This is a genomic window from Providencia sp. PROV175, assembly GCF_032707045.1.
Taxonomy (GTDB): domain Bacteria; phylum Pseudomonadota; class Gammaproteobacteria; order Enterobacterales; family Enterobacteriaceae; genus Providencia; species Providencia hangzhouensis.
Genome location: NZ_CP120533.1, coordinates 2,393,367 through 2,407,746, shown reverse-complemented (window position 1 = coordinate 2,407,746; position 14,380 = coordinate 2,393,367). Strand labels below are relative to the sequence as shown.

General features: G+C 39.7%; 9 protein-coding genes. 4 read left to right on the top strand and 5 right to left on the bottom strand.

The genetic code is table 11. The features are described from left to right. Positions 1–183: 183 nt before the first annotated feature. Positions 184–4,083 (top strand): ATP-dependent RNA helicase HrpA, encoded by a 3,900-nt coding sequence (gene hrpA / locus P3L44_RS10675; RefSeq protein ID WP_272662333.1) that lies wholly within the window; start codon positions 184–186, stop codon positions 4,081–4,083. A 297-nt stretch (positions 4,084–4,380) separates the two neighbouring features. On the opposite strand, the gene P3L44_RS10670 is transcribed toward hrpA, so the two are convergent. Together P3L44_RS10670 and ydgH are read right to left on the bottom strand one after the other, a co-directional pair. Further along, positions 4,381–5,721, bottom strand: coding sequence for a basic amino acid/polyamine antiporter (locus P3L44_RS10670; protein ID WP_004254844.1), 1,341 nt, complete (start codon positions 5,719–5,721; stop codon positions 4,381–4,383). Between the two features lie 353 nt (positions 5,722–6,074). Then, entirely contained in the window at positions 6,075–7,025 is a 951-nt protein-coding gene (ydgH, locus tag P3L44_RS10665) for a DUF1471 family protein YdgH (RefSeq protein WP_140172450.1), read from the bottom strand. Positions 7,026–7,410: 385 nt separating this feature from the next. Here ydgH and pntA point away from each other — a divergent pair, with 385 nt between their 5' ends. Continuing rightward, complete coding sequence (pntA, locus tag P3L44_RS10660; protein WP_200129127.1) at positions 7,411–8,940, top strand: Re/Si-specific NAD(P)(+) transhydrogenase subunit alpha; 1,530 nt, start codon at positions 7,411–7,413, stop codon at positions 8,938–8,940. A 13-nt stretch (positions 8,941–8,953) separates the two neighbouring features. Further along, positions 8,954–10,342 (top strand): Re/Si-specific NAD(P)(+) transhydrogenase subunit beta, encoded by a 1,389-nt coding sequence (gene pntB / locus P3L44_RS10655; protein ID WP_094960629.1) that lies wholly within the window; start codon positions 8,954–8,956, stop codon positions 10,340–10,342. Positions 10,343–10,473: 131 nt separating this feature from the next. Here the strand turns inward: pntB and P3L44_RS10650 are convergent, their stop codons facing one another. Further along, complete coding sequence (locus P3L44_RS10650) at positions 10,474–11,670, bottom strand: MFS transporter (protein ID WP_140172452.1); 1,197 nt, start codon at positions 11,668–11,670, stop codon at positions 10,474–10,476. A 169-nt stretch (positions 11,671–11,839) separates the two neighbouring features. On the opposite strand from P3L44_RS10650, the gene P3L44_RS10645 reads away from it, so the two are divergent. Further along, the gene (locus P3L44_RS10645) at positions 11,840–12,463 is read left to right on the top strand and encodes a TetR/AcrR family transcriptional regulator (protein ID WP_140172453.1); all 624 of its coding nucleotides are present in this window, start codon (positions 11,840–11,842) and stop codon (positions 12,461–12,463) included. A gap of 70 nt (positions 12,464–12,533) precedes the next feature. Here the strand turns inward: P3L44_RS10645 and uspE are convergent, their stop codons facing one another. Further along, positions 12,534–13,481, bottom strand: a complete 948-nt coding sequence (gene uspE / locus P3L44_RS10640) for a universal stress protein UspE (protein ID WP_140172454.1) — start codon at positions 13,479–13,481, stop codon at positions 12,534–12,536. A gap of 125 nt (positions 13,482–13,606) precedes the next feature. After that, positions 13,607–14,362 carry an FNR family transcription factor gene (locus tag P3L44_RS10635; protein ID WP_004254821.1) on the bottom strand — a complete coding sequence of 252 codons (756 nt, stop codon included), beginning with the start codon at positions 14,360–14,362 and terminating at the stop codon, positions 13,607–13,609. Between the last annotated feature and the right edge of the window lie 18 nt (positions 14,363–14,380).

The window sequence follows — 14,380 nt, the reverse complement described above, 5'->3', positions numbered from 1 at the left end:
GGTAATAATACGTGATGTGTAACTGATTGATAGGAAAAATATTAGATAGCTTTCTTCAAAAAAATTGATGGTATTTTTATGTGATAACAACAATTAAAAATAAAAGCGAAATTTAGCCCTCACAAATTGCGAAGCTGATTGGCTATCGTGTATTGAAATTTATTAAAGATAAGGATTCAACAGGTGAAATCCATACTGACAGCATTAACCGCTGATATTGGACAAACTTCATTACGTGACCAATGGTTACTGAAAAAAAGAGTGCAAGGTATTGCAAAGATCCAGAACGAAAAATCGCGCTCTGCGGTACTTGATGCTATCAAAATAGATATTGAAAAGGCAAAGCAAAAGGTTGAAATTAAAAGATTAAATGTGCCTAAAATTGTGTATCCGGATAATTTACCGGTTAGCCAGAAGAAAGATGTCATTTTAGATGCCATTAAAAAACATCAAGTTGTTATTATTGCTGGTGAAACTGGGTCAGGTAAAACAACGCAAATCCCCAAAATTTGCCTTGAACTTGGCAGAGGGGTTCTAGGATTTATTGGTCACACTCAACCAAGACGTTTAGCCGCGCGCTCAGTTGCGTCACGCTTAGCTCAAGAACTTGAATGTGAATTAGGTACAAATGTTGGTTATAAAGTACGCTTTAGTGACCAAGTGAGTGAAACAACGCAAGTCAAATTGATGACTGATGGTATCTTGCTTGCAGAACTACAAAATGACAAACTGCTGCTGCAATATGACACAATTATTATCGATGAGGCTCACGAAAGAAGCCTCAATATCGACTTTATTTTAGGTTATTTACGTCAATTATTACCAAGACGCCCTGATTTAAAAGTTATTATTACATCAGCAACTATTGACCCAGAACGTTTTTCGAAACACTTTAATCATGCTCCGATTGTTGAAGTGTCTGGCCGTACCTATCCGGTTGAAGTCCGTTATCGTCCTATTATGGGAGATCAGAACGATAGCGACCGTGACCAAATAGATGGGATTATAGATGCAGTAAATGAGCTATCTGTTGAAGGTAATGGCGATATATTGATTTTTATGAGTGGTGAGCGGGAAATTCGTGATACCGCAGATGCGTTATCAAAACTTTCTTTACGTCATACTGAAATCTTACCATTATTCGCAAGGCTTTCTAATAGTGAGCAAAATCGCATCTTTCATCCTCATGGAGGACGTCGGATCATTCTTGCAACAAACGTAGCAGAAACATCATTAACTGTACCTGGTATCAAATATGTCATTGATACCGGTTATGCACGAATCAGTCGTTATAGTTACCGTACCAAAGTACAACGTCTTCCTGTTGAAGCCATTTCTCAAGCTTCAGCTAACCAACGTAAGGGGCGCTGTGGCCGTGTTTCTGACGGGATTTGTATTCGTTTATACTCAGAAGATGACTTCTTATCACGCCCAGAGTTCACGGACCCTGAAATTTTACGGACGAATTTAGCGTCAGTTATATTACAAATGACTTCTATTGGTCTTGGTGATATTTCTGCATTTCCATTTGTGGAGGCTCCAGATAAACGTAATATCCAAGATGGTGTGAAATTACTGGAGGAGCTAGGTGCCATTAAGTCCCATAAACAGGCGGATAAAGGGTATCAACTAACGGATATAGGCAGGCAGTTAGCCCAGCTTCCTGTTGACCCAAGACTTGCTCGTATGGTGATTGAAGCACGTAAACACGGGGCAGTACGTGAAACAATGGTGATTGTTTCTGCATTATCAATTCAAGACCCTAGGGAGAGACCGTTAGACAAACAGCAAGCTGCCGATGAAAAACATCGTCGTTTCCATGATAAGCAATCAGATTTCTTAGCTTTTTTAAATCTTTGGGATTACTTAAAAGAACAACAAACACAGCTTTCTAACGCTCAATTTAGAAAAATGTGTCGCCAAGATTTTCTTAATTATTTGCGTATTCGGGAATGGCAAGATTTGTATACCCAATTGAGGCAAGTGGTAAAAGAGCAAGGTTTTGCCATTAATAGTGCGGAGGCTGATTTTCGGAGCATTCACGTTTCGTTATTGGCTGGGCTGCTTTCACATATTGGACAAAAAGATGCAGATAAACACGAGTTTACTGGGGCTAGAAATGCACGTTTTACTATTTTTCCTGGGTCGGGTTTATTTAAAAAACCACCGAAATGGGCAATGGTTGCGGAACTTGTTGAAACGTCGAAATTATGGGGAAGAATTGCCGCATCAATCGATGTTGAGTGGGTTGAACCCTTAGCAGAACATTTAACTAAACATAGTTATAGTGAGCCTCATTGGTCTAAATCTGAAGGCGCGGTAATGGCGTCAGAAAAAGTGACTTTATATGGGCTACCCATTGTTGCATCAAGGCAGGTTAATTATGGGAATATTGACCCGTTATTATGCCGTGAATTATTTATTCGTCATGCATTGGTTGAAGGGGATTGGGTCACACGCCACGCATTCTTTAAAGAAAATCTGAAATTATTATCTGAAGTCGAAGATTTGGAGCATAAATCACGTCGGCGTGACATTTTAGTTGATGATGAAACGTTATTTGCATTTTATGACCAACGGATCCCGAATGATGTGATTTCCTCTCGTCATTTTGATAATTGGTGGAAAAAGGCATCTAAGCAACAATCTGACTTGTTAAGCTTTGAAAAAAGTATGCTGATCAAGGAGGATGCGAGTAATGTTTCGGCTCTTGATTACCCAAACTATTGGTATCAAGGGGATTTGAAATTTCGGTTGAGTTATCAATTTGAGCCAGGAACTGATGCAGATGGAGTGACTGTCCATGTACCACTTGCGATATTGAATCAGGTTCAGAATATTGGCTTTGATTGGCAAGTTCCGGGACTGCGTCATGAGTTAATCGTTGCTTTAATTAAATCATTACCTAAACCAATTAGGCGAAATTTTGTTCCTGCACCTAACTATGCTTCTGCATTTTTAGAACGAGTCCCTGAGCCTGAGGGGAGTGTATTGGATAAACTTGAACGTGAATTACGCCGTATGACAGGTGTCACTGTTGAACGTGAATCATGGCAATTAGAGCAACTTCCCGCTCATTTAAAAATGACATATCGTGTTGTAGGCGACAAAAATAAAACCGTTGCGGAAGGGCAAAATCTTGATGAGCTAAAAAATAGCCTAAAAGAAAAAGTGCAAGAAACGTTGTCTGAAGTTGTAGATGACGGTATTGAGCAACATGGGTTACATATTTGGAGTTTTGGTGAATTACCTCAACGCTATGAGCAAAAGAGAGGCGGATATTCCGTTAAAGCTTATCCTGCATTAGTCGATGAAAGAAATAGTGTTGGTATCAAGGTGTTTGAAACAGAATTAGAACAGCAGCAAGCAATGTGGGCTGGGGTGCGTCGATTATTACTGTTAAATATTCCATCGCCAATTAAGTATTTACATGAAAAACTACCCAATAAATCAAAATTGGGTTTGTACTTTAACCCCTATGGCAAGGTATTGGAGTTAATAGATGATTGTATTGCTTGTGGTGTCGACCAAATAATCTCTGATTTTGGTGGCGCGGTATGGAATGAAGAACAGTTTGAAAAACTGAAAGAGCTTGCACGGGCAGAATTAAATGATGTGGTTGTTAATATTGCTAAGCAAGTTGAACAAATATTAACGGCGGTGTTTGCAATCAATAAACGTCTAAAAGGGCGGGTTGATTTTTCGATGGCAATAGCGTTATCGGATATAAAAACACAAATGTCGAACTTAGTGTTTAAAGGTTTTGTGACTACTCATGGTTGGAAACGCTTACCTGATATTCTTCGTTATTTAAATGGAATAGAGCGGCGATTAGAAAAACTAGCTATTGATCCTAACCGAGATCGTGCACAACTGAGTAAAGTAGAGCATGTTCAGAATATGTGGCAGCAATGGTTAGTAAAATTATCTCCAGTTCAGAGAAATATGCCAGAAGTCCAAGAAATTCGCTGGATGATTGAAGAACTGAGAGTCAGTCTGTTTGCCCAGCAGCTTGGAACGCCATATCCAATTTCGGATAAGCGAATTATGCAGGCGATGGAACAGTTATCTCAACAACTGTAAGCCTTATTTTGACTAATTAGCGCTTCACGTATTCTGTATGTGAAGCGCTTTTCATTTTTAGTTGGCCTTAATCATTTAGTTACAACATACTAATGAATGATAAAAATATAAGCATCGAAGCTCATACAACAGAAATTTTAACCAGCAAAGGAGAGGGGAAATTGTAAAGGAGGGCGAAAATTGTGAAGGAAATTACGACTAGAAAATTATGGAGTGATTTAGTAATCAAAAAAACAGGATGTTGCAGTAAATGAAGGCTTAAATTTATGGGTTAAAATTAAGCCCTCGTTTCTAAAACTAGGCAACCAAATAATAGAGCGCTGGGATAGCGCCGATAGCAATGGCATATGCCATGATTTTTTCAATCGCTTTTAATGGCATTTGGTTGGTTTGCTGCTGGCGAGCATAGAAAAATACCAAAATACCAGGGGCATATAAAACGACGGATAATAGTAAATTGATTAACCCTGATGCATAAAGCAACCATAGACCATAAAGGCTGGCAATAGCTCCAACGGCAAGTAATGCTTTATTATGACGTTCAAAAGCTACTTTTACTAAAAATGCACCAACAAGGAAATAGGGGACTAAAATCATTTCAGAGGCAATGGTAAGCAATGTATTGTAATTACTCCCACTAAGCCAAATAAGAACCAAAGATAGCTGTACTGCACCATTAGTGAGCCATAAAGAAGATGATGGAGCATCATTCTTATTTAATTTATTAAATATTTTAGGAAATGATTGGTATTGGGCTGCAATATAAGGTACTTCAGCGGCCATAATCGTCCAACTTAGATATGCCCCACAAACAGAAATAATTAGGCCCGCTGCAATAATAATATCACCACTTGAACCAATTAAACTTATCATGAGTGGGGCCATGGATGGATTTTTTATTTCTGCAAGTTCAGCTCTAGGCATAATACCTAAAGAAAGTAAGGTTACTAGAATATAGATAATTAAAGCAGAACTCACAGCGAAAATAGTTGCTAAGCCAACATCGCGGCGGTTTTTCGCTCGTGCAGAGACGACAACGGCACCTTCGATACCAATAAATACCCATAGTGTAATCAGCATGGTATCTTTGACTTGTTCCCAAACTGGAACACCAAATTCGATACCACTAAAATCTGCATTGAAAATATCAAGTTTAAACGCAAAAAAAGCCAATACAATAAATAAGCCAAGAGGAACCAGTTTGGCCATTGTAGCAAGTTTATTAATTCCAGCGGCTGTTTGTACTCCACGAAGAACTAAATAGTGAACAAACCAAAGGAGTATTGATTCTCCGACTAGGGCTTGCCATGTATTTCCATCACCAAAAATAATGTTGTCAGGAGTATCAGTAAAAAAACTGATTGCTGCGAATACGATAACAAGATAAGACACATTGGCAACTACCGCACATAGCCAATAACCCCACGCCGAGCAAAAACCAATTAATTCCCCGAAGCCGACTTTTGCGTAAGTAAATATTCCACCGTCAAGGTCAGGACGTATGCGGGAAAGCAACAATAGGGCAAATGCTAAAAAGAGGATACCCACACCTGTAATTGACCAACCAATTATTAATGCGAGTGGGCTGGCAACTTCCGCCATATTTTGAGGGAGACTAAAAACACCGGCGCCAACCATTGAGCTAAGAACTAGCGCAGTTAGTGCGGTAAGACTCAAAGTATTTTTCAAAGTAAATCCTGAACGTTCAGAAATCAAAAGTTAAAATGACGTTAAAGTGCCATTACAATAATGAGTTTAACTAGTAGCCATTAAAAAAGCAGATAGAATGACTACATGTTTTCATAGGTGTGGATTCTACGAACGAAATGACAGATATGCAATGGCAATGTATGCATTTTTAAAGATGTTTTATGCATTTTTTTAAAAGAATGGAAGTGAATAGAGCCAAAGAAAATAAATAACGTAAAGAGAAAGTATAAAAACAAAAAAACCAGCCGAGTAGGCTGGTTTTAATATCACATAAATTAGGACTATTTAAACAAGTCTGCACTGATAGTGACACTGCCACCATTAGATTGCCATTCTCTTGTAATATGAAAATATTTAGCCCCTTTCGCTTCCGCACGTTTTGCTATTTGGTAACGTACTTCAGGCGTATTGGTGTAATATCCAGAGAATGTAATAGAGTCAAATGGAACCATTTGTGCAGCTGCTGTTTTGTTGACCTCTTCGATAACATAACCACTTGGCAGAGTCACACTAGTACGACCCGGTTGACTGCTAGAGGTTTCAAAGAAGCGTCCGACTGCGGTTGTTGGTTCTTCAGAAGATGCAACGCCAGGAATGCGAACCTTTTTAGCCGCTTCACCGCCTTCTGCTAACAGAGCACGACCAGCGTCAGAATCGGCAGGAACTACTGCCTCTTCATTAAGAACTTGTCGTTTCGGTGCATCTTTTTTATAGATATAAGCAGTTGCTAATGTATTTCCACCATCATTCATTGCGATATTACGAACCACATAGAACGAGGCAGCATTTTTCTCAAGTGCTTTTTTTGCAATAGCCTCATATAGGTCTGGTTGAGAAGGGTAAAAACCGCTTACAGTAACAGTATCAAAAGGCTCATATTCTGTTGCGTCAGTTTTTGACATTTCCTCAACACCACCGAATACACGACGTTTTGGTGTATCAACTTGTGGTGCATCTTTTGCGTAGACATCAGCAACAACACGCATGTTGCCGCTATCACCTACATCATCAAGGCTTTGAATGTAAAAGGCATATGCCCCCATTTTATCAGCCCTACGGGAGACTGCATCGGATGCTTCATAAATAGCATTAAAGCGCCCGGTGACTGTTATACGCTCATAAGGTTTTAATTCAGTAGCCTGTTTTGGCGTCAATTCAACAGCCGCCTGAGTAGCAGTTATACTAGTTAATGATAACACCGCGGCTGCGATGACCGTAGTTTTCAGCTTCATACAAAATCCTTCCGCCTTGCGCAATTTATTATAAACATGCTGAATCTTAGTTGTATCACATGTACGTGATTATTACACGTAACGGAACCTGTTGTCTCATGATTTTATTTTTATGAGAAATAAATAATTATTGACTAGTTAAATTTACCAGATTTTTTAAAGTATCCAGTATTTTATTGACCTAAAACTAAGATTTTCACTGCGAATTCCATTTACTGTCTAAGAATCGTGATCAATTATGGATCAAGAAGCTTATTTTCAGTAGGTTATTAGAACATTAAAAATCTGTTTAAGCACAAAATAAGACTTTTCTCTGTGATGACAGTCATTATTTTAGCAAACACTCTATTAACAACATTACGTTAGGCATTAAAAAGGGAACATTATGCGTATTGGTATACCAAGAGAACGACTTGCCAATGAAGCGCGTGTTGCGGCTACACCATCTACAGTAACTCAACTTCTTAAGTTAGGTTTTTCTGTCTGTGTAGAACAAAATGCGGGTCATTTAGCCAGTTTTGATGATGTAGCATACGAACAAGCGGGGGCAGAAATCGTTGATCGTGATACTGCATTTGCTGCGGATATCGTTTTTAAAGTCAACGCGCCACTGGATGATGAAATTCCTCTGTTAAAAGGAGGGGCAACACTGGTGAGTTTCATTTGGCCGGCACAAAATGCTGAGCTAATGGAAGCTTTAAAAGCTAGGAAAGTTAACGTGATGGCGATGGATGCGGTACCACGCATTTCACGTGCTCAATCACTTGATGCGCTTAGCTCAATGGCGAATATTGCTGGCTACCGTGCAATTGTTGAAGCTGCTCACGAATTTGGCCGTTTCTTTACGGGGCAAATTACGGCCGCAGGTAAAGTTCCTCCAGCGAAAGTCATGATCATCGGGGCAGGGGTTGCAGGCCTTGCTGCGATTGGCGCTGCTGGTAGTTTAGGTGCCATTGTGCGTGCCTTTGACACTCGTCCTGAGGTGAAAGAGCAAGTTCAGAGTATGGGTGCTGAATTCCTTGAATTAGATTTCAAAGAAGAGGCTGGTAGTGGCGATGGCTACGCCAAAGTAATGTCAGAAGCATTTATTAAAGCTGAGATGGAACTGTTCGCTGCACAAGCGAAAGAAGTCGATATCATTGTAACTACGGCACTGATTCCAGGTAAGCCTGCACCTAAATTGATTACCAAGGAAATGGTTGAATCAATGAAGCCGGGGAGTGTGATTGTAGACTTAGCGGCGCAAACCGGAGGGAACTGTGAGTTAACCCAAGCTGACAAGCTGGTTGTGACTGATAATGGTGTAAAAATCATTGGTTATACCGACTTACCAAGCCGTTTACCAACACAGTCATCACAGTTATATGGAACAAACCTCGTTAACTTGATGAAGTTATTGTGCAAAGAGAAAAATGGTGAAATAGACATTGATTTTGAAGATCTGGTAATTCGTGGGGTCACTGTGATTAAACAAGGTGAAATCACTTGGCCAGCGCCCCCAATTCAGGTATCTGCTCAGCCGCAGGCGAAACCAAAAGCGGTGGAAAAAGTTAAAGCGCCTGAGAAAAAGATGTCACCGACGGTAAAATATGGCTTGATGGCATTAGCTATCATCTTGTTTGGTTGGTTTGCTAATTCAGCACCAAAAGAGTTTTTATCGCACTTTACGGTATTTGCATTAGCTTGTGTGGTTGGTTATTACGTGGTGTGGAATGTGACTCATGCATTGCATACACCGTTAATGTCAGTCACTAACGCTATTTCAGGGATCATCGTCGTGGGCGCCTTGCTCCAGATTGGCAGCGGTGGCTGGGTAAGCTTCTTATCCTTTATCGCCATATTGATCGCGAGTATCAATATTTTCGGTGGGTTCACTGTAACTCAACGCATGTTAAAAATGTTTCGTAAAGGGTAAGGGGTAACTTATGTTGTCGAGTGGAATTGTGACAGCAGCTTACATAGTTGCTGCTATCCTATTTATTTTCAGCCTTGCGGGGCTATCCCGTCATGAAAGTTCCCAACGTGGGAATACTTATGGCATTATCGGGATGGCTATCGCCTTGATAGCCACTATTTTAGGTCCTCACAGTGCTAATGTGGGCTGGATGATCGTTGCGATGGTCATTGGTGCTGTCATTGGTATTCGCTTAGCGAAAAAAGTTGAAATGACAGAAATGCCTGAGCTGGTGGCTATTTTACATAGTTTCGTCGGTTTAGCTGCAGTGCTGGTTGGTTTTAACAGCTTTATCGCCAGTGAAGGGCATGCTGATGTTGTGATGGAAAACATTCACTTAACTGAAGTTTTCTTAGGGATCTTCATTGGTGCAGTTACCTTCACTGGTTCAGTAGTCGCTTATGGTAAATTATCAGGGAAAATGTCATCAAAACCGATGATGTTACCTAATCGCCATAAACTGAATTTAGCGGCGTTAGTGGTTTCATTTATTCTGTTAGTGATTTTTGTTAAAACAGAAAGTGTCGGCTTGCAAGTTTTCTTGATGCTAATTATGACCGCCATAGCTTTAGCTTTTGGCTGGCATTTAGTCGCTTCAATTGGTGGCGCGGACATGCCAGTGGTGGTTTCAATGCTGAATTCGTATTCAGGTTGGGCTGCAGCAGCGGCAGGTTTTATGTTAAGTAATGACTTGCTGATTGTCACAGGGGCATTGGTCGGTTCTTCAGGTGCGATTCTGTCCTATATTATGTGTAAGGCGATGAACCGTTCGTTTATCAGTGTTATTGCAGGAGGCTTCGGTACAGATGGCTCTTCAACAGGCACAGAAGAAGAAATGGGTGAGTATCGCGAAAGCACCGCAGAGGAAGTCGCTGAAATGTTGAAAAACTCAACATCAGTAATTATCACTCCGGGTTATGGTATGGCGGTAGCACAAGCACAATACCCTGTTGCGGATATCACCACTAAATTACGTGAACGTGGTATTAATGTGCGTTTTGGTATTCACCCTGTAGCTGGGCGTTTACCTGGCCATATGAACGTATTATTAGCCGAAGCTAAAGTACCTTATGATATCGTATTGGAAATGGATGAAATTAATGATGATTTCTCTGATACCGATACCGTTCTTGTTATTGGTGCTAACGATACGGTTAACCCAGCGGCTCAAGAAGATCCAAACAGCCCAATTGCAGGTATGCCAGTTCTTGAAGTTTGGAAAGCAAGCAATGTTATTGTATTTAAACGTTCGATGAATACTGGCTATGCTGGGGTACAAAACCCATTATTCTTCAAAGAAAATACACAGATGTTGTTTGGTGATGCGAAAGATAGCGTTGATGCAATCTTACGTGCATTGTAATTTAATGAGTCACTAATTCATTTCAAAATAATTAGTAAAGTAAATAAGAAGGGGTGATTGGTTAATTCCAGTCACCCCTTCTTGATATTTGAAAGCTAAATCAGTGTATGTGATGCAGTCTTATAAACGCATCATTTGAGGCAAAATCGAGCACAATTGGTTAACCCTCGAGCAAAAGTAAACACTAATAAAAACGCAAATGTAGATATAGTCAGCATGCTCATCATGAGAACTCCGCCATTGAAATGGTCCATGACGTATCCTCCTACTAGACTGCCAATAGTAATTAGAATTAAAAACATAAAGGTAATAAGGGCGGAACCTTTCTCGGTTAATTCCGGAACATGAACGTGCATCCACATATTGATTGTTGCAGGAACCATACCCGCAGCGATCCCCCATGAAAAAACAAATATGATACTGGTCGCCCAATTAAAATCTAAAACAGATAATGCGAGAAAAGCTAAGGCTAATAAAAGTGCACTAATCGCGAAATTATAACGAACATTATATTTTCCAACATAACCCGCCAGTATATTGCCAACTACGCTGGCCACTCCAAAAAAGAGCAATAATGCTGAAATTTGTCCTTCGATAAAACCTGCAGTTTGTTTAAAGAACACCGTAAAATAATTATACGCAGAGAAATGTGCTAAAAAAATCAGTGTGAATATAATTAACCCTTTACGCGCAATAGGGTGCGAAGGCATCAATAACAATTCCTTCCATTGCATAGACGAAGAAGGTTTTAATGATGGTAAAGAGAAATACTGCATTAAAAACGCGACAGCACCTGCAATAACCAGCGCAATATAAGGCATTCTCCAACCATAGTTATCGGATAACCAAGCGCCTAGAGGTACTCCGAGCACGGTGACTAATGTGACAGCTGAAAAGAATATTGTTACGGATGTGGTAATTGACATATTTTTAGGTGCTAGACGTATCACTAAGCCTGCTGCAACTCCCCAAAAACCCCCTAGTGCAATTCCTAATGCGAATCGACCTAATAAAACTAAGCTAAAATTAGACGCGAAAGCCGTAATTGCATTAGCTAATATCATGAGAGCAACTAAGAAAAGTAAGACTTGGCGTCTATCGATATTTTTGGCATAAATGGGGACGAATAGGGAGGATGCCATACCTGCGATAGATGTGACAGTGACTGTAAGCCCTGCGGTACCTGTTGATATTTGAAAATCATAAGCGATGTTATTTAGCACACTAATGGCTAAAAACTCACCAGTAACAATAATGAAGCAAGCAAAAGTTGCAGATAATAGTGAAAGCCAGTTACCATTGTGCGAAGAAATATGAGTTGTTGTCATGCGCTTTCCATGAAAATTAAGTAGTTTACAAAAAAGAATGATTTTATAGTGACCGCTATAAAATCATGGCGCTATTGTTTATGTGAATTTAGACGTTGTCAATTATTTTTATAATGATCACTATAAAATAGTTGTGGTATAGTGAATTGACTGCGAGTAAAGTGAGAATATGAATCAAATAAAACGCGGGCGGCCTAAAGGCTTTGACCAACAAGCAGCACTAGCTAAAGCCATGCTATTGTTTTGGCGAAATGGCTATGTTGCAACCTCAATTAGCGATTTAACTCAAGAGCTAGGTATCACAGCGCCTAGCCTTTACTGTGCTTTTGGTGATAAAGCATCGTTGTTTAATCAATGTATTGATTATTATTTGATGAATGAAGCTTGTCCTATTTTGTCTATTGTAAAGCAAGCTAAAACAGCGAAAATTGCAATTGAATTACTGATGTATGAAAGCGCTAAAAGGCTAATTCAGCCAAACAAGCCCGCGGGTTGTATGCTGATTACAGCGACAATGAATGGGTCAAAGCAAATCGAAGATGTGCAATTAAACGTCCAAGAAAAACGGAAAAGTTATCAGGAAATTCTACTGGCACGTATGCGTAAAGGCATTGATGATGGTGATGTTGCTCCAGATGCGCCGATTGAAGCTATCGTTGATTTTTATATAACGGTAATTGATGGTTTTACCATACAAGCTTGTGATGGAATTGATCTTGAAAGACTTAATCAAGTCATTTTTAATGCGATGCAAGCTTGGCCGATACTTAGTCAAAGTTCAGTTCAGCAATAACTTAGCCATGATTAAATTAAGCCCCAATAACATAAATATTATTGGGGATTAATAGGTTTTAGATGATTAGTTAATCATCATCAGCAGGGTTGATAGGACAAACAAAACCGTCAGGTTTAATCGCTAATAAATCACATTTTAGCTTATCGATGACATGCTCCGCGGTATTCCCCAAAAAAGCCGCTGAAATGCCTGTACGGCCTAAAATACCCAGCACCACAACCCCCGCATGTAATTCTTCACACATGTCAGGAATAATTTTCTCAGGTAGACCTTCACGGACATGGGTGTACTTTTCATCAATCCCAAATTTTTGCCGTAGCTCTTTCATCGCAATTAAATGTTGGCCACGTAGTGCGTTGTTATATAAGCTCGGGTCGAAATCGGGCAACTCTATGGCAATATTCATTGGGGCAACAGGATATGCGCTTACTAAATGAATTTCCTGTTCTTTAATAATGCGTGTTGCTAAGTCTTTTGTTTTTTCGACCAATTTGATATTGAGGTCATCGTGATAAGATTCCTCATTTGATAAATTAACGGCAACAACCACTGAACCGTGGTCTGGCCATACTTTATCTTTCACCATCCAGACGGGAGCAGGACATTTTCGGAGTAAGTGCCAGTCTAACGGGGTAAAAATAATTGACTCGAAATTATCGGTTTGATGTGCCATTTTCAGTAATAAGTCATGTTCACCACTGATAACCTCCTGAATAATGGCCTCATATGGCTTGTTGTGCCAAATAACTTTAATTTCAATATCAATGCCTGCTTCAAGATAGAAATGAGCTTGTTGTTTGATCCACGCTGCTTTTTGGCTTATTACACCTTTACGCATGGCATTACGCTCTTCAGGGGACAGTAATGTTGTCATGTCATAGGAAAGGTCGTAGATAGGCAAAAACGCTTTTATCCGTCCACCATTACGCTGCACGATGTAGACAGCACGTCTTAATGCAGGTTGATCATCCTGATTTGGGTCAATTGCAACTAGCAGGTTTTTATAGTTTGCCATATTGAAATCCTCTCGATACACGGATATTTCCATATAGATAAACTATGATATTGAGATTAAATAGGCAAGAAATCTGGAGGAAAAAATGAAAACGGATCACTGATAACGTGATCCGTTTAGGGATATTAGCATGTAATTGCTGAAACTTTACCAGCGATATCAGTCAGTTTAGCCATATCCTCGATAGTGATGTACTTACCTTTAACACTTAGCATGCCACTTTTCTGGAAACGTCCTAAAAGGCGACTAATGGTTTCAACTGTTAAGCCAAGATAATTACCGATATCTCCACGAGTCATGGTTAATCTAAATTCTCTTGGTGAAAAACCACGTTCCGCAAAGCGGTGAGAGAGGTTAAGAATAAATGCAGCTAAACGCTCTTCCGCATTTTTCTTAGATAATAAAAGGATCATTTCTTGATCACCTTTAATTTCACCGCTCATTAAACGCATAATTTGCTGACGTAAATTAGGCATTTTGCCTGATAAGTCGTCTAAGGTTTCAAAAGGTATTTCACAAACCATTGAAGTTTCAAGTGCTTGTGCAAAACTTGGGTGCTGTGTATGAATGATAGCATCAAAGCCAACAAGGTCTCCTGCTAAGTGAAAACCAGTAATTTGCTCATCGCCTTCTTCGGTTATTGTATAGCTTTTTATTGTACCTGAGCGGATGGCATATAATGAACGCAATTCATCGCCTGCTTTAAATAAAGCTTGGCCTTTTTGAATTGGTTTCTTGCGTTCGATAATATTATCAAGTTGATCCAGTTCATGTTCATTCAGCGTAAAAGGAATGCAAAGTTGGCTAATACTGCAGTCCTGGCAATGAATAGCACAACCACCAGACTGGATGCGACGAACAACTCTTTTTTCTGGGATCATATTTAAGGCTCAATCAAG

Excerpts from the sequence above, each read along its gene's own strand:
- uspE (WP_140172454.1), bottom strand. The coding sequence starts at position 13,481 with ATGGCAAACTATAAAAACCTGCTAGTTGCAATTGACCCAAATCAGGAT.
- ydgH (WP_140172450.1), bottom strand. The coding sequence starts at position 7,025 with ATGAAGCTGAAAACTACGGTCATCGCAGCCGCGGTGTTATCATTAACT.
- pntA (WP_200129127.1), top strand. The coding sequence starts at position 7,411 with ATGCGTATTGGTATACCAAGAGAACGACTTGCCAATGAAGCGCGTGTT.
- P3L44_RS10645 (WP_140172453.1), top strand. The coding sequence starts at position 11,840 with ATGAATCAAATAAAACGCGGGCGGCCTAAAGGCTTTGACCAACAAGCA.
- P3L44_RS10635 (WP_004254821.1), bottom strand. The coding sequence starts at position 14,362 with ATGATCCCAGAAAAAAGAGTTGTTCGTCGCATCCAGTCTGGTGGTTGT.
- P3L44_RS10670 (WP_004254844.1), bottom strand. The coding sequence starts at position 5,721 with ATGGTTGGCGCCGGTGTTTTTAGTCTCCCTCAAAATATGGCGGAAGTT.
- P3L44_RS10650 (WP_140172452.1), bottom strand. The coding sequence starts at position 11,670 with ATGACAACAACTCATATTTCTTCGCACAATGGTAACTGGCTTTCACTA.